General features: G+C 48.2%; 14 protein-coding genes and 1 pseudogene. 1 reads left to right on the top strand and 14 read right to left on the bottom strand.

The window, feature by feature from the left end; genetic code table 11:
• Positions 1-76: 76 nt before the first annotated feature.
• From gerQ to D328_RS0107540, 9 genes and pseudogenes are all read right to left on the bottom strand, one after another.
• Entirely contained in the window at positions 77-472 is a 396-nt protein-coding gene (gene gerQ / locus D328_RS0107580) for a spore coat protein GerQ (protein WP_407667784.1), read from the bottom strand.
• Positions 473-734: 262 nt separating this feature from the next.
• Positions 735-1157 (bottom strand): cell wall hydrolase, encoded by a 423-nt coding sequence (locus D328_RS0107575; RefSeq protein WP_018884377.1) that lies wholly within the window; start codon positions 1155-1157, stop codon positions 735-737.
• Positions 1158-1433: 276 nt separating this feature from the next.
• Positions 1434-1791 (bottom strand): annotated as a pseudogene (locus D328_RS30005) (winged helix-turn-helix transcriptional regulator).
• Positions 1792-1865: 74 nt separating this feature from the next.
• Complete coding sequence (gene hemG, locus D328_RS0107565; RefSeq protein ID WP_018884376.1) at positions 1866-3302, bottom strand: protoporphyrinogen oxidase; 1437 nt, start codon at positions 3300-3302, stop codon at positions 1866-1868.
• Positions 3289-4401 carry a TIGR04053 family radical SAM/SPASM domain-containing protein gene (locus D328_RS0107560; protein ID WP_018884375.1) on the bottom strand — a complete coding sequence of 371 codons (1113 nt, stop codon included), beginning with the start codon at positions 4399-4401 and terminating at the stop codon, positions 3289-3291. The genes hemG and D328_RS0107560 overlap by 14 nt, the downstream gene beginning before the upstream one ends.
• Positions 4402-4693: 292 nt before the next feature.
• On the bottom strand, positions 4694-5443 hold the full coding sequence (locus D328_RS0107555; protein ID WP_018884374.1) for an SDR family NAD(P)-dependent oxidoreductase: 750 nt from the start codon (positions 5441-5443) through the stop codon (positions 4694-4696).
• Positions 5444-5565: 122 nt separating this feature from the next.
• Positions 5566-5985 (bottom strand): DUF2500 domain-containing protein, encoded by a 420-nt coding sequence (locus D328_RS28545; protein WP_018884373.1) that lies wholly within the window; start codon positions 5983-5985, stop codon positions 5566-5568.
• 187 nt (positions 5986-6172) lie between these two features.
• Positions 6173-6358: a hypothetical protein gene (locus D328_RS0107545; protein WP_018884372.1), complete on the bottom strand. Its 186-nt coding sequence runs from the start codon at positions 6356-6358 to the stop codon at positions 6173-6175.
• 157 nt (positions 6359-6515) lie between these two features.
• Complete coding sequence (locus D328_RS0107540; protein WP_018884371.1) at positions 6516-7787, bottom strand: YCF48-related protein; 1272 nt, start codon at positions 7785-7787, stop codon at positions 6516-6518.
• Between the two features lie 397 nt (positions 7788-8184).
• Here D328_RS0107540 and D328_RS0107535 point away from each other — a divergent pair, with 397 nt between their 5' ends.
• Positions 8185-9114, top strand: a complete 930-nt coding sequence (locus D328_RS0107535; protein WP_018884370.1) for an L-lactate dehydrogenase — start codon at positions 8185-8187, stop codon at positions 9112-9114.
• A 266-nt stretch (positions 9115-9380) separates the two neighbouring features.
• Here D328_RS0107535 and D328_RS0107530 read toward each other — a convergent pair whose 3' ends face one another.
• From D328_RS0107530 to D328_RS0107510, 5 genes are all read right to left on the bottom strand, one after another.
• A complete protein-coding gene (locus D328_RS0107530) occupies positions 9381-10457 on the bottom strand; it encodes a DUF3900 domain-containing protein (RefSeq protein ID WP_018884369.1) in 1077 nt (358 codons plus the stop codon).
• A 367-nt stretch (positions 10458-10824) separates the two neighbouring features.
• Positions 10825-11718: a glycoside hydrolase family 43 protein gene (locus D328_RS0107525; RefSeq protein ID WP_018884368.1), complete on the bottom strand. Its 894-nt coding sequence runs from the start codon at positions 11716-11718 to the stop codon at positions 10825-10827.
• Positions 11719-11818: 100 nt separating this feature from the next.
• On the bottom strand, positions 11819-13342 hold the full coding sequence (locus D328_RS0107520; protein ID WP_018884367.1) for a hypothetical protein: 1524 nt from the start codon (positions 13340-13342) through the stop codon (positions 11819-11821).
• The gene (locus tag D328_RS0107515; protein WP_051091116.1) at positions 13278-14261 is read right to left on the bottom strand and encodes a tyrosine-type recombinase/integrase; all 984 of its coding nucleotides are present in this window, start codon (positions 14259-14261) and stop codon (positions 13278-13280) included. Before D328_RS0107515 ends, D328_RS0107520 begins: the two co-directional genes overlap by 65 nt.
• Before the next feature lie 96 nt (positions 14262-14357).
• The gene (locus D328_RS0107510; protein WP_018884365.1) at positions 14358-15443 is read right to left on the bottom strand and encodes a hypothetical protein; all 1086 of its coding nucleotides are present in this window, start codon (positions 15441-15443) and stop codon (positions 14358-14360) included.
• Positions 15444-15632 lie beyond the last annotated feature (189 nt).

The following is a 15632-nucleotide window of genomic DNA, read 5'->3' as shown; positions in this document are numbered from 1 at the left end:
GCTTTCGCAGAGGATAGGATACAATATTTTCATGTAATGTTCACAGCATCCTCACAATCGAGCCACGCTGGATGGACTAGAACCGTGTAGGCGGGTTCCCCTGTACTCCAGGATACTGGTATACTAGCGGCTCATCGAAGGTAGCATAATCCAGATTGACCATCAGCAGGATCGTCCGAACACCCGTCTTGGGATCGCTGATGATGATGTGGTCACGTCCAGCTGCCTCCAGCACACCCTTGAAGATTTTCGCATTCCATTCGCTGTTATTTTCATAGGTCATGTAGAAGGTACCGACTTTTCCCAGGTTCAGACGCAAAATGTTCTCAATATAAGATTGCTCGAATTGAGGTGTCTGTGTCTGCACAACGGTTCCGGACGGCGTCATTACGCTTCCGCTGCTGACCTGCGGGGGAACCATCGAAGCTCCCATCATGCCCCCCATCATCGGGGAATTAGGCATACCTGTCATGGATGGACTTACCATAGGCATGTTAGGCGAATTGGGGGCTGCCATTCTTGCAGGATAAGATACTCCGCTAACAGGTGGAAAGAACGTCGGTTGAAAAGCTTGTGGATACATATTCGTGATTCCTCCTTGATTCTGTCGAACTAAAATGGCATTGCAGACAATAAGAAGATACGGTGTGTTAATACGTCTCGGCGTTACCTCATCGTGTTACTTCATGCTGTTAATCATGTTGTTACTTCATGGCGTTAAGTACAGTTGCAGACTAATAGACGGCTGGACAGTCCTCAGCAGTAGGACGGAAAAAGCAGTGCGCCTTGTAGCGTCCGGTATTTTCCTGGTTATACCAGGTCCCAGGGCATTCTCCTGCTGGCCGAAAGAACCATAACGCGTTGCCCGCTGGGCGGATTTTCTCTCCATTGATGACACGCTGGGCCAGACGAATGTCACGATCCCTGGCTCTTTGGTAGAAATAACCTTTCTGGGTCGCTTCAAAGCCGCCCGGGCTCTGAAATACCATGTCATTCATCAATCGGATGTTCCGAAAATCCAAACAATTGCCAAGAATACGATTGACTCCGACGTTCCCTACCATCAGCATCCCTTGCTCGCCTTCGCCCTCCGCCTCGGCTCTCATGAGACGGGCCAGCGTCTTTACATCCTCCGAATTTGCTTTAATGACAGCCAACTTCAGCCCTCCTCTTCTTCCTTTTGCACATGATATCGTATTGTACATTCGCCCATGTTGTGACTATTGCTTCAGAAAAAATTTATCCTCAGCTTGGGATCGCAAATTTTAACGCAAAAACAGCCCTACACAGTAGGGCTTCAACGGTTACAAGGTTGTATGGATGTACGCTATGCATAGCTATACATATTGCACAGAAGTCAGAAGAAAGTAAAGTTCTAGACTGACGATGCTTCTTTCTGACGGGCATCATTAATTTAGGATGTGCAATTTGGGTTAATTTATTTTATCCCCAAACTTCTCCCTAAATTCTTCCATTAAATCAATAATGGGAATTAACTCCTCTCCCTTTAATGTTAATGAATATTCAACACGCGGAGGTACCTCTGGGTAAATTTTTCGATTAATTAAGCCATCCGTTTCTAATTCACGAAGTTGTTTTGTAAGAGATCCTTGCGAAAGTCCCCATAGACGAGACTTAATTTCATTATATCGACGAGGGTTAAACTTTAAAAACCAAAGAATAAGATGCTTCCAACGTCCTGAAAGTATTTTTAGTATAGGCGATGCCATACACCTCTCTATGATCTTTCTTGCAATCTTCACTAAATCCATCTTCATTTATTTTAGACACAATAATCAAAGCTCATAGCACATAGAGTTCTTTGGTAAGCCATCCTGCCATATGTTCTATATGCCTTATACATCTTACATATCTGTATATGCCGCCAGTAGCTGTTCGGCCGCAGCCTTGCCTTGAGCGATGCAATCTGGGATGCCAACACCACCATATCCGGCACCGCACAGCCATATCCCAGGCAGGCGCTCTGCCAGCGTATCCCTCAAGCTCTTTAGAGTCTCTAAGTGTCCAAGCGGATATTGTGGCATCGCCTCGTTGCAGCGGCTTACCTCAACCATCATCGGCTCGGCCTTCAATCCTGTCAATTCTAGTAAGTCTCGGCGGGCTGCTTCGACCAACTCTTCATTGGTCCATTGTGTCCAATCCTGAGCGCCGGCATGGCCAATATAGGCGCGAACCAACGCGTAATCCTCAGGAGCAGTATGCTTCCATTTGGTAGATGACCAGGTGCAGGCAGTGATCATTCTGCCTTCCTTGCGCGGGACAAGAAAGCCTGTACCTTCAAACGCCACACCCAGGTCCTTCTTGCGATAAGCAAGCGAAATATTAGCGACAGAGACATAGGCAATATCCTGTAGACAGTCGGCCCCGGGCACCTCTGCTAGCAGCCTTGCTGCCTCGTAGGCTGGCACAGCACAGATAATCGCATCTGCCTCAAGCTGCTGCCCATTTTCAAGCACTACATGATATTGCTTCTCTTTTTGAATAGCAACAGCACCTTGACCTATCATATATTGTGCAGCATGAAGCCGCTCCTTCAGTCGCTCTATCAGTGTAGAGAGACCTCCACGATAGGAGAGGAACATGCTTTTGGCTACTTGTGCACTCTGTCCGCCTTGTCCCTGGTTCGTGCTCGGCCTACTCCCACTTCCCTTAGCCATCCCCTTAATCAGGCTGCGATGCATCAGTTCCATCTGCTTGAATTGCGGAAAAGTTGCATTCAAGCTAAGACTATGTGTATTACCCGCATAGATTCCTGACAGCAGTGGCTCTGTGATGTGCTCCAGCACCTCTTGTCCCAAGCGCCGCTGTATGAAGGCTCCCAGTGACTCATCCTCCTTCTCCCTACGAGCCGGCAGGATCAGGTCCAAGGCCGCACGCAGCTTGCCTGCCGGGGAAATCAGACCCGTGCGGATGAACGGAGTAAGCTTGGTAGGAATCCCCAGTACAAAGCCCATAGGCATCGGATGAAGCTTATTTTTGTGAAGAATATACGCTGTTTTGGCTTGTGGATTGGTAGGTACCAGCTCCTCCTCTAACCCGAGCTCTCTCGACAAATCCAGTACGGCGGTCTTTCTTGACAGGAAAGAGTCAGGCCCTTTTTCCAGCACAAAGCCCTGTCGGTGAAGTGTCTCGATCCTGCCCCCCATCCGCTTACTCTTCTCTACGATGGTGATCTCAACGGGAAGCTGCCTTTCCAAGGCTAGTTTTTGCACATAGAACGCCGCACTTAAGCCGCTGATTCCTCCGCCCAAAATGACTACTTTCTTATCAATTGGCTTCATTGACACCTGTGTCCCTCCATCTCTGAGGTATATATGCACAATACGGATCACTCTCCAGATAGTCTCCTGTAATTCCGTAGGCTCTGGCTCTTGACCCGCCGCATAGCTGCTTGAATTCGCAGACACCACATTTGCCCTTGAGCAGCGTCTTGTCTCTGAGGCTTCTCATAATAGTCGATCCGCGATAGATATCAGACAGAGACTGTTCCCTGACATTACCGCACACGACAGGGAGAAAACCACTAGGATAGACTTCTCCAATGTGACTGATGAATACGAACCCATCTCCATCGTTCACTCCCTTAGGCGCTCTCCCTAGCAGATCTGGCCGTTTGCGTTCAGCAGCCAAGGGAGCATCACTTGCATTCCTGCTAGCCTGCAGCACAACTCTTCTGTAATGTGGAGCCTCAGTAGCCTTGATTCCGCAAGTCATCTGTGGCTGCTTGGCCTGCATCCACTTCATGACCGCCTCATGCTCCTCTGGACTAATCATATCCTTGATCATTCCCCGGCCTGTCGGTACCAGGAAGAACAGGCTCCAAAGCACAGCCTTCATCTCCTGAACGCGCTCTGCGATCTTCTCCAGATCATGAAGATTATATCGGGAGACGGTCGTATTCACCTGGATCGGAATCCCTAATTCCTGCAAATAACCAATGCCCTTCATAGTAGTTGCGTAAGAGCCTGGCGTGCCCCGGAAATGATCGTGAATCTCTGCACATGATCCGTCGAGGCTGAAGGCCCAGCGTGACAATCCTACTTCTTTTGCTTTCTCTACAGCCCCCCGTGTGACCTTGGGCGTCGCGCTTGGCGTCATGGAAACAGATAGCTTGTTCTCCTCGATCGCGTAGCGGGCAAGCTCGAACAGGTCAGGACGCATGAGCGGATCACCGCCCGTAAAGACCACCAGAGGATGATTCATCTCGGCGATCTGATCTAATAATTGTTTGCCCTCTTCTAAAGAAAGCTGGCGCGGATCTGGTCGATATTGGGCCTCCGCCCGGCAATGAAGGCACTTTAGGGCACAAGCCCGAGTCACCTCCCAAATGACGATAAAAGGATCTTTCTCATAATTACGTGTGTTATCCAAGGATATCATCTGTGTACACCCTTTCGTGTATCATAAGTCACGACATTCCGCACAAGGAGTCGGCATGATGGCTGGCTCCACCCCTCACCGAACTCGGTACTATTTAATTCTAGGCGGTAATGTCAGACTGGAGCTATAAGGGACTTCCCTATTTCACAGTACAGACTGCCTATCCTCACAGCTGAGACACGAATCCATACCCAGATGCAGTTCAACTGAACGAAAAAAAAAGCAAATCCTTCGGAAAGGATCTGCTTAGTACTCATACTTCAAGCTAATATTTTCATAATAGTTCATTCATTTATGGTACATATATCATCTTCCGGGTCATTCCCCCATCAACAACGATGTTCTCGCCTGTCACGAAGTCATTCTCCGGATCTGTCAGGTAAAAGGCAGCCCGCACAATATCCGCAGGTCTTCCTACTCGTCCAGCTGGATGCTGGTTATGGTCCTCAGGACGCAGCGCTGCTTCGTCTCCCGTCTCGATCCAGCCTGGGCTGATGGAATTAATTCTTATCTGGTCCGGCCCCAGCGAGGCTGCGAGCGCATGGGACAACGCAACCATTGCCCCCTTGGAAGCCGCATAGGCTTCACTGCTTGGCTCAGACATTGTTGCTCGTGTGGAGGCCATATTCACGATACTTCCCCCTGTCTGGTTATGACGCATGAGCTTGGCCGCTTCTCTGGACGCGATGAAGCAGCTTCTGACATTAGTATTCATCACCCGGTCCCACTCCTCTACGGTCAAGTCATAGGGAGATTTCCAGACAGATACACCAGCATTGTTAATCAGCGTATGGACCGTACCGTATTCCTCCTGAACCTGCTTGAAGAGGTCAATTATATCCTGTTCAATGCTTACATCACAGCGAACAAATATGGCTTCCTGACCTTGATTCCGCGCAGCAGCGGCTGCTGCAGCCCCATTCGTCTCATCCACGTCTGCGTAGACAACCTTCGCCCCCTCCCGGGCATATGCATCAGCCAAGGCTAGTCCAATCCCCTGTGCAGCTCCAGTTACAACCACGATCTGTTCCACGAATCTCATCCTGATCTGCCTCCTCGTCTTACAACATCCTATTATATATCAAACAGATTAACAGCATGCAGAAACGATATTCCACCAAAAACAGAAAAATCCCCCGGAAGCTCACTTCCGGAGGTCATATTCTAGCCTGCAGTGGAACCACTAGAATGTCCACCCATTGATCCATTCATCGTTCGGTGCCGACGCTCAAAGCTGTAGAATTTCGTTCCTCGAAAGGTGAGCTCTCCTTCATCCCCCTCAGCACACATCCCATAATCTTCTCCAGACAGCTGAAATTCCAGCCGATCACCGCTCTCTACCTCAAAGGTTACGTAATAGACTGTAATCGTATGCGGAGCCTCAGGCTCATGGTGCACCTGCTTCAGATGTGTGCGGCGTGCAGCAATTTTCGAATTGACCGTCAAAACAGGCTGCTGCCGATTGCGATTCCACGACAAGGCCTCCCTGACAATAGAGAGAATGACGATTCCAAGGACAACTGCAAAAAAGACCGGCAATACCGTACCGAGCCAATCAAACATCCACAATGATTCAAATCCCATTTCGATCCCCTCCCTAGCCCATTGCCCTTGCAGCCCGACATGTGAAAGCTTGCTAAGAAGAGTATATGCAAGAGATCTTATATCTTGATCAAGCATAGCAAAAAGAACCTCGCGCTAGGTCGCAGAGGTTCTTTTTTACGGGCTTATGAATAGTAAGGATGGAGAAGCGACGATTTCGAGAGACATGTTAAGCGTGCACCATTTGTAGCAAGTGACGAGTCTCATCGTTCGCAGCATCTGTCTCCATGGCGTATCTTTCTGCGCACTCTTTGCATTCTTCCTCTGTCATGCACTCATGTGCGTCCTGGCATGTGTAGCAGAATTGCAGGAAATATTGTGTCATATCAACCGTTCCATTTTCGTTTCTTCTCATTGTAATCACTCCTTGTTCTTTATGGCTTAAGTATAACAGCAGTAAGTCGATTATATTGTGATTTATTTCACAAGAAACCGAAAATTTAAAATTAAAAAACAAAAAGCCAGTAATATCCGCTGGATATTTACTGACTTCCTGTCAATCAAGCTGTCATCTATAGCACTTTCCACGTTCTTCCGCCGTCGATGGTTTGCATCAACAGGGACTTGCGATCCTCTGCCTTCTCAATTAACAGCCAGCCTACCTTCGAGGAGGCAAATCGCATTTTTACAGGCTCCGGGTACTTCTCCAACATATCAAGCAGTACCTTGTTAGCTCCGAGGGAAGTCCAGACCTTGCCTCCATCCTCGGTGTAATAGACGCTTGGGCCGACTAAGACCCAGCCCTGCCTGTCATTGAGAAAAGTAGGTACGGTAGAAGCCATTCCCGTTGGTACACGCAGATTCAGCTGTGCATACTGCCAATGATTGCGCCCACCGTCCGCGGTAAAATAGCCACTGTAGCTTATGTAGCCGTTCTTATCACATTGCAAAGGCATCCAGCCGTCAGGATCACGGATGTCTCTGAACTGCGGCGCTCCATTCTCCGGGGCTGAGCAGGCATTCGGGGTCTCGACAGCCTTTGATGGAGCCCAGCTACGGCCTTGGTCTGACGTATTGTAGATACGTGGCCTGTTATTCACATTTATCGAGACAAAGCCATGCTCATCATCCGTAAAATGAATACCTGTAACTTCTCCCATCAAAGGCAATAGCTCACTAACGTTATTGACAACCTGTCCATCTACATTCGGGTTCGTCATTTGTCTGCTCCAACTGGCTCCTCCATTAGTCGTTCGATAGATCGCTCTGCTCAGAATCCTGCCGCTATAAGCTAGCTCAGAAGCAATCCATCCATTGGACGCATCTGTGAAGTGAATGCCTTCAACGGTCCCCGAATCGGGTAATGCAGCTATATTCCAGGTCTCCCCCCCATTAGAGGTACGAAGCACAATCGTATCAGCAGACCCCCAAGCCTGACGGACAATCCACCCATTCTGGGCATCCGCGAATAAAATCTCTGTTCCGTAATGGAGCTCACCAGGAAAAGGAATGTTCTCCGATGGGGAGATATTCGTCCAGGTGACGCCTCCGTCATGCGTATAGTAGAGTCTAAGGGCATTGCGAGTGACGCCCCAGGCTATGCCACTGTTTCCATCGAATAGATGGAAATCAGTTAATCTCGTCTGAATCTGATATTTGGTCGTATCCACGCCATTTTTTTCCTGATCCGTAGGAATGATCGTGATGGTCTGTCCTTCCTCTTGAGCCGGCTGGGTAGGTGTCTGCATGACAACCGAATCAGGCTCCGTAGACGTACAGGAGACGAGAGTCATTCCTGTGAGTAGGGTGAAGGCCACTGTCCATACTCGCCATGACTTTTTCATCGTAAGGTGTCCTCCTTTTGCCGAGACAAGCTGTTTAACAGATATGACTTCTAAATAGGATAGGACTCCATATCTGTCTGTCTTCTATAGAAATCAACGTACAGCGCATACTTTCTGAATGCATCAATATGTATCTCTGAATAAAATCATGTAACTTCTACGATACTAGTACCTTGACTGGATCAAATGTAAGTAAATTTGAATGAATCTACCAAAGCCACCATCTCAAGTGCCTATTATAGCATAAAGCTGATAGACGCACACTTTTGTGCAAGTTGCCTCTGCTTTTGTGACACACTTGGAGAAATGTCTTGAATTTTATATGATCTTAAGCGATTATGGTTAATGATGGGTATAAGCATGTCCATCATTTATCTCAGGAAGGAGATGATCATTGATGAATCAGAAGCCCTTTAAACGCAGTAGAGTCGCCATTGTCGGCATGGGAGCTGTGGGTACAACCACTGGTTACACCCTGCTCTTGCGGCAGCGAATGTCCGAATTGGTGTTCATTGATGTCAATGCAAAAAAAGCCCGTGGTGAAATGCTGGATATGAATCATGGCCTGCCATTCCTCGGTGGGGTTAAGGTATGGGCCGGAACCTACGAGGATTGCCGGGATGCAGATATTATCATTGTCGCGGCCGGAGCTTCCCAGAAGCCTGGTGAGACACGCATTGATCTGCTTAAGCGGAACGCATCCATTTTTGGAGAAATCATTGATAACATTACAAAGGTGAACGACCACGGTATACTGCTGATCGCAACGAATCCTGTGGATATCCTCTCCTATGTATCCTGGAAATTAAGCGGTTGGCCCAAGGAGCGGGTCATCGGCTCAGGAACCTTGCTTGACAGCGCTCGCTTCCGTTATCTTATTGGACTCAATAAAGGAATCGACCCGCGTAGCATTCACGCTCACATCATTGGTGAGCATGGAGATTCGGAGCTGCCTGTATGGAGCCTCGCGAATGTCGCAGGTACTCCACTTGACATCCCTGAAGCGGATCAAGAGCAGATTTTTGAAAATACCAAAAATGCAGCCTATGAGATCATTGATGCCAAGGGAGCTACTTCCTATGCCATAGCTCTTGCTCTGGACCGGATTACCGCAGCGATTCTGGGTGATGAAGCATCTGTGCTGAATGTGTCTACCCTGCTGACTGACTATAACGGCGTATCCGATGTGTATCTGGGCGTACCTTGTGTCGTAGATCATAATGGTGTGCGTGAGATTCTGGATCTGCCACTGAATGACGTTGAAAAGGATGCATTCCAGCGCTCAGCCAATAAGCTGAAGGATCAGATCTCCAAGCTGGACCTTTAATTCAGCTTGATCTATAGTTATCAAGCTTACTCACGCGAAAGCGTATACACAATATTTTAACAAAAACACATGCCTAACCTGACCTAACCGTCCTTGCAAGCTGCTGCCATGTACCTACCGGGCCAGCGCTTATAAGGGCGGTTATATTTGGTCTTGTTCAGGTCTTGTTCAGGTCTTACTCGGGTCTTACTCTTATCTAACTCAACTATTCGCATAATAAGGTATGCATTTCTTAAATAGTCTGTTAATTATAGCTCGGTCTCCCGCTATTCTTCTTCATCGTTGCGCTTGGCCTGCAGGCGCTGTGCCACGGTGGAAAAATCCTCTGGCTGCAGCAGCTCTATAGGAGAGTAGGACTTATCGAACATGAATGAATCGCCTTCCAGAATGAGTGCATAGCGATCATGAAGTCGGGTAATATGAAGCTTCACGCCAAAGTCTGCGAGCAAGCCACGTATTGAGGTATCATCCAGCTTGAAGCGTATATCCATCTCTGGCTTCAGCTCCACAATGCGCTCAGCAGCTTCCATGACTTGAACTGGTTCCCACTTCTCCTGCAGGTCCCTCTTCTCGCTACCTGCCCACAGTTCTAGCTCACGCTCCTCTTGCTGACGTTCCTCGTTATCCGCATCAGGCCAGCGTGTCTCCACATAGTCCTGAACGAAGCCCAGCACATGCTCGTTGACGATCTCAGGCATGGACTGCTCGTAGGTCACGAACTTCAAGAAATCCTCAAAATACCGCGCATGAGAGGATTGATGAATCTTCAGCTCCCACTCGTCCAGCATCCCCTCTTCAATCAGATATGGATACATGATAGATTTCATATTACGAGCAGATATCGCCATCTCTACTTCGGACACGAGCTTGCTTTCTGAGATGCGTGCAATCTTGGGCTCGAAATCACATTTCAGTACAAAAATAAAACGATCATCCGAATGCGTCCCCATGATGGCTTGGACGACAATCAGTGCCCCACCGCGGACAGCGCTGGTGTCCAGATACATCCTTACCAGATCATCACAGGCGTTCTTGAAGTTCTCCTTATCCGATGCAGCTCTCAACCGGGCAAACATATTGAAATTCGGATTGCTACTGAGATCATGCTCCGGCTCGACAATGAAGCGTCCTATCTTGGTAGGTGCCTGCTCAGTGCTTGGGTGCTTCTCTACCTTACGCTTGCTGATCCGGCTGAATTCCCCATCCAGGAATTTCTTCACATCGCTCTCTTCATAATCGTAATCGTCCATCGTGGCATAGTGCTTATAATTCTTACCACCCTGACCATCCTTACCATCGATCTGTATCACAAAAAAAGACAAAAATTCCACTGTAAAATTCATTCATGCGCTCTCCTTCTCGATCTGTACGGGTTATTATATCATTCTCATTGCAAAAGAGGTACCCGCCTACATTTGTCTACAGCTTTATCGAACTGCTGCTTTCGAACTTTACTTAAATTGGAAAATAGCTTTCTTATCGAATTTGGTTTACATAATAATTGTTATGTTAAAAAAATCGTTAAGCACTGATTGTTCAACATTATGTCAGCTTCATGTTAGAATCATTCCTGCAACAAAATAGCCACGGTTACGCTGCTGGCGCTCGTGGCTTTATTTCGCTCAAACGGCTGTGATTTAAGCTACGTCCATGCTTGAGCTAGTTCATGATCGTTCATAGTCGTTCATAGTCATTCATATAGAATCATACTTATTTATTTGGTAAATTGTCCATTAGCCGCAGTTGTCCAGCTTGTTCCTGGATATAGAAGATCACGGGCCGCTCATCCGGGTGAATATTCGGCGAGTGAATCGTAAGCGCTAGCTCACCTGATAGCGTACGAAATAGCATGCCATGTCCCCCGTCCTTGGCAAATAGTGGAATATCATCCTGCGTCCACGGTCCTGTCGGCCTTCCTGATTGCGAGCGCGCAAGACCCATCGTATACCCTTCCTGCCCCATCGTCGACCATAACATGACCAGTTCCCCGTTCTCCATGCGATAGAGGAAAGGGCCATCCGTAACATAACGATTACGCTGCTCTCCAGTGCCGACGGACCATACTGCTTCAGATGCCGAGAACAGGAAGACAGGGTCACCAATCGTACCGTTCAGCTCCGTATTGAGGCGTACGGCGTACATTTCTCCATCCTCCACCTGCACCCATTCTCTACAAAAAATCATCCATGGCTCTCCCTGCTCGTCCACATATAATGTGCCGTCGAGACATTCCCAGTCTGGCGGAGTCAGCGAACGACACCACGGAACAAACGGGCCTTCAGGCTGTTCTGCTACCAGCACGCCAGTGACTCTCGATACACCTTCAGCCTTGAAGCTGGCGAACATGAAGTAACGTCCCGCCCATTCATGAACCTCCGGCGCCCAATAATGACGATCCGACCAGAAATCTGCTGCTGGGCGAAAGCATTCCCTCGGTCCCTGCCAGTGAAGCAAATCTTCACTTTCATAGACATCAAAGCCAATGGCAGGACCTTCCCACACATTCTGACCAATTGAGCCATATAAGTAATACTTACCACGCTGAGGTGACGTCAAAATGTACGGATCACGGAAATGAATCTGTTCCAGCTTGGTTTTTAACAATGTAAATACCTCCTGTGAGCGATTTCAATGAGAGAAATGCAGTTAGAGCCACATCTGTAGAGCCATATTAAACCAGCTCAATAGTGCAATATAGGGGAACTCAGTGTAAGCTGACGATCTCGCCTGTCACGGCATTGAACAATTGATCACAGGCTAACGTGTAGATCGGAATTGCTCTTGGTGCAGCCAGCGGACCGTTATATTGGATTCGATATGATAGCCTTACATCAATATGTGGCTTCATCACTCGCCAAGCCTCTTCTAGTGATCGCTCAGCTATAAGAAACGTACCTTGCTTCTCACGGCCGCCGCTTACTCCAGCTAAAGTGACCTCTTTTGACATTGCGTCCATATCCAATAGCTGTTGCAGCTCCAACGCATCTATGGCGTGAGTTACCCTGCCACTGCTCCGGTCGATAACCATACGAATTCGTCCGCCCCCTAATACAATTCCATGCAGCACTCGATGTACATCGACCTGTAGCTGATGACCCTGCATGGCTTCGACGGCTTTCTGCTCCGTATTCTCCAGAAAAGCAAATTCATAAGGCTCACTGGCATATTGCTGTTCCAGATAAGAGACAGCAGCAGCTTTAGCTTGAACAACCTCATCGTCGGAGATAAAAGGTGCAAATGGATGAGGAGCATATGGGTCAACCTCTGTAACTCCTGCTGCCAGCTTCAAAGCCTCGTAGTGCTCCTCAGCAAAGACCGGCCTTTGCTCCTGCTCTGAGTCTAGCTCTAGGTGAAAATAAGCCTTATTTTCTTCCGCACTTGCGTTACGATTCAGCTGGATCATCTCCCTCTGCTGAGCCTTCTCTCGAAAGATCAGCTCACCGCTAACTGCATGATATCCTTCTCCAAGACATACATAATAAGGGTATTGCTTGGATACCAGAAGGATGTAACCGAGCGAGAGGGCATCGGCACCTGCACTAGACAAGACAGCATCAACGGATTGTGTCTGCTCAGCCACTTCGAACTCGCAGTCATCCCATTTACATAACCATTGTATGACTTCATCCTTAGCATTGCATTCCATATCTATCGTCTGGTAGCTACTGACACGAACTCCCTGATGCTGTCTACCAAAGCAAAAGCGATAGCCGCCATCATTCTTGATAACTGCCTTCTGAAGCAGCATCTCATCAGTCCGAATATTCAGCTTCATCCGTTCCATCCAATCCAGCTGCTGATGTAGCAGTCTGTTGAATGTGGCCTCGTCCATGTCCGTATCCGCTGACTTCGGTAAGGCATGCTTATTCAAGACAGGCTTCAGATCATGGCGGATCAATGAGATCAGCCTGCCTGTGACCGCATCCATCTCTGCATAAATCGCTCTATTGCTTACCAGTTCAGTCTCAAATTCGCCCGTTACGTGCTCTCCTTGATCGACATTATCGTTTGTCTTCGCCGCCTTCATTCTTTCTTCCGTATTTCTGTCATATTTCGTAATCGCATCATAAATCTCCGGGAATGTCCATTGCAGCTCAAGCTTATACAACGGAAGCTCATCAGGCTGGGAATTGCGTATTATCTCCGCACTCATTAAGGTATACTCAGAGGGAATCTCCAAATCCTGCATCAGACTTTCTGCCGCCTCTAGAGGATGAATTAGTTTCATAAAATGATACCTCCGGAATCATTAATTGATTCATGGCATGCTCTTTCTCGCGATTCGTAACGTGCGTATAGACTGTAGTTGTCTGAATCGAGGCATGTCCAAGCAATTCCTGCACTGTCCTTAGATCAGCTCCCTTGCGCAGCAGCATCGTCGCGAACGAATGCCGAAGCTTATGGCTAGAATAGGATAGCCGCTGACTTTCTGGCAGATGTGCCTGAAAACGTTCGAAGCTCTCTGTTGCAATCAGCTGAATGCCACGAATAGATAGCCTGCGTCCCTTTTGTGAGACGAACATGGCGTCCTCCTTCGCAATCCAGGGCGTAAGTCTGTCATCCATAGCCGCTTGCAAAATGTCTCCCACTACCTTGGGTACAGGCAACGTGCGCCATTTGCGCCCTTTTCCGAATACCTGTAATGTAAGCCGATCAGCGTTGTAATCCTTACGGTTCAGGGCATGCACCTCACCGACCCGCAGCCCCATGTACCCCATCAGCAGAAAAATAGCCAGATTGCGCATGCGATATTTCCCACTCACCGAGCCCAAAAAGCGTTCCAGCTCCTGCTCATCCAGATACACGGGCGCTTGATGCTTGACGGTCTTTGCCTTCTTGATGCCTGTAGCTGCATTGGTTGTCAGTAATTCCAGCTCAATGAGTGCCTTATAGAAGCATTGCACAGCGGCGTGCTTACGATTCCGTGTCGCATCACTGATGCCTCGCTCACGCGCCCGGCTCAAATACGAGAGCACATGCAGTTTTTTGGCTTCCGCCAAAGACTTTCCCTCCAGGGAATTCAGGAATTCAAGCACATCACCAGTATAGGATCGGACCGTGTAGGAGGTGTAGCCAGCATCTCTTAGCCAGATCCGAAAAGCCTCCAGCTCATCAGCATATTGCTCTGTTACTTCGATTGTCATCATCCCAAGAATCACCTGCTGCTTCCCATTCAAAATACGCAAGTATAGCTTTCCATTGAATCTCAGCTTAGTAGCTATTGATGTGAGCTTAAGTGACCGCTATACTTCTGCCTCTTCCAGAATATCAACCTGAACCAAAGGAACGATCGTATTGGTCTGTTGCTCTGAGCGCCGTGCTAGAAAATAAGGGAGTGGGCTCTCATGAAGCCCGTTCATAGACTGACATTGTGTCAGATACAGCTCCAGCCGTAGCGTGCTGCCCGCTCCCTCTATTAATAATTCAGGCCAAGTGAGCTCCGCACATTCTTCCCAGTTACGCAGGGCATTTACAGGGATAACACTCAAATGTTTGAGGTCAGCAGCGATGCGATAGATCCCTGTCTGTACAGGCAAGCCTTCAAGTGGAAGGCGTGCTGTTAAGTTCTTGTCAGACATCCCGAATATCGAATAACACCATGGAGTCAGGCCCCATACAATCGACATCACGCCTTCTTCCATCAGACGATCGGCCAAATCGCCTTCACCGAAAGCATTCAGCAGGTCCAGCTTGCCCTCACCCAACTCCTGACGAACACGCTCACGCATGCGCGGCAGATCAGCGAGAATAAACCCACTGCTGCCATACGAATCGAATATATGCTGGCTCTTCGAGTACAATCCGGCATCCTGCTCTGCATCGAAAGGAGATACATGTATGTATATCGTAATTACCTGAGCATATTTGACCAGTTCTGACTGCTCCGATGTCAGCTCTCCTTCGGCAATGCGTGGCGTTTTCATGTAGTGCCCAATTCGAATCTGATGTTGTCCCGCTGGCATCCCTTCCCAACGAATAGCCAGCTCTTCTTCCAATCCGTCAACCTCACCCAGAATAAAATGACAGTCCGGTGGAAGCTCAAGCTGATATTGATGAATACCGATCTCGCAGCCATAAGCCATCTCAGCCCAGTCGGGGCTTGCCGCCTCCCTGCTATATTCCATGACTACAACCGTCTTTCGACTTTCCAGCAAGTGCTGATGTGGGTCCACGGGTATAACACCTTTATCGCTGCTACCAGCTATCGAATGACCTGCAGCATCTTGAATCATCAAGACCGATGAAGACAGAGGTGCTGAGTCTGCAAAAGCAAGTGTCGAAATCTCTCCCTGTCCATCCAGAATATTAAGTGTCTTATGGTGCATCATATGTATTCCTCCTTCAAGACATGCCTCTATCTTTTTCTACTACTTTATTCAGCTCATAGGTTCAGTTGTAACATTTCGGAGTTCCTTCCATAGCATTTCGCAATCACTTGTCCAGAGTCCTGTCCGTCTTCGGAAAATCAGGAATATAGTCCCATAAATTTGCTGGAATTAGCCACAAATCAAGATGGA

The organism is Paenibacillus massiliensis 2301065 = DSM 16942, from assembly GCF_000377505.1.
GTDB classification, from domain to species: Bacteria; Bacillota; Bacilli; order Paenibacillales; family Paenibacillaceae; genus Paenibacillus; species Paenibacillus massiliensis.
The sequence above is the reverse complement of the archived record's forward strand: the minus strand, read 5'-3'. Positions and strand labels throughout refer to the sequence as shown.

Coding starts and splice junctions, on each gene's coding strand:
- D328_RS28545 (WP_018884373.1), bottom strand. CDS start 5,985: ATGGGATTTGAATCATTGTGGATGTTTGATTGGCTCGGTACGGTATTG.
- D328_RS0107530 (WP_018884369.1), bottom strand. CDS start 10,457: ATGAATTTTACAGTGGAATTTTTGTCTTTTTTTGTGATACAGATCGAT.
- D328_RS0107515 (WP_051091116.1), bottom strand. CDS start 14,261: ATGATGACAATCGAAGTAACAGAGCAATATGCTGATGAGCTGGAGGCT.
- D328_RS0107520 (WP_018884367.1), bottom strand. CDS start 13,342: ATGAAACTAATTCATCCTCTAGAGGCGGCAGAAAGTCTGATGCAGGAT.
- D328_RS0107510 (WP_018884365.1), bottom strand. CDS start 15,443: ATGATGCACCATAAGACACTTAATATTCTGGATGGACAGGGAGAGATT.
- gerQ (WP_407667784.1), bottom strand. CDS start 472: ATGACAGGTATGCCTAATTCCCCGATGATGGGGGGCATGATGGGAGCT.
- D328_RS0107535 (WP_018884370.1), top strand. CDS start 8,185: ATGAATCAGAAGCCCTTTAAACGCAGTAGAGTCGCCATTGTCGGCATG.
- D328_RS0107540 (WP_018884371.1), bottom strand. CDS start 7,787: ATGAAAAAGTCATGGCGAGTATGGACAGTGGCCTTCACCCTACTCACA.
- D328_RS0107555 (WP_018884374.1), bottom strand. CDS start 5,443: ATGAGATTCGTGGAACAGATCGTGGTTGTAACTGGAGCTGCACAGGGG.
- D328_RS0107545 (WP_018884372.1), bottom strand. CDS start 6,358: ATGAGAAGAAACGAAAATGGAACGGTTGATATGACACAATATTTCCTG.
- hemG (WP_018884376.1), bottom strand. CDS start 3,302: ATGAAGCCAATTGATAAGAAAGTAGTCATTTTGGGCGGAGGAATCAGC.
- D328_RS0107560 (WP_018884375.1), bottom strand. CDS start 4,401: ATGATATCCTTGGATAACACACGTAATTATGAGAAAGATCCTTTTATC.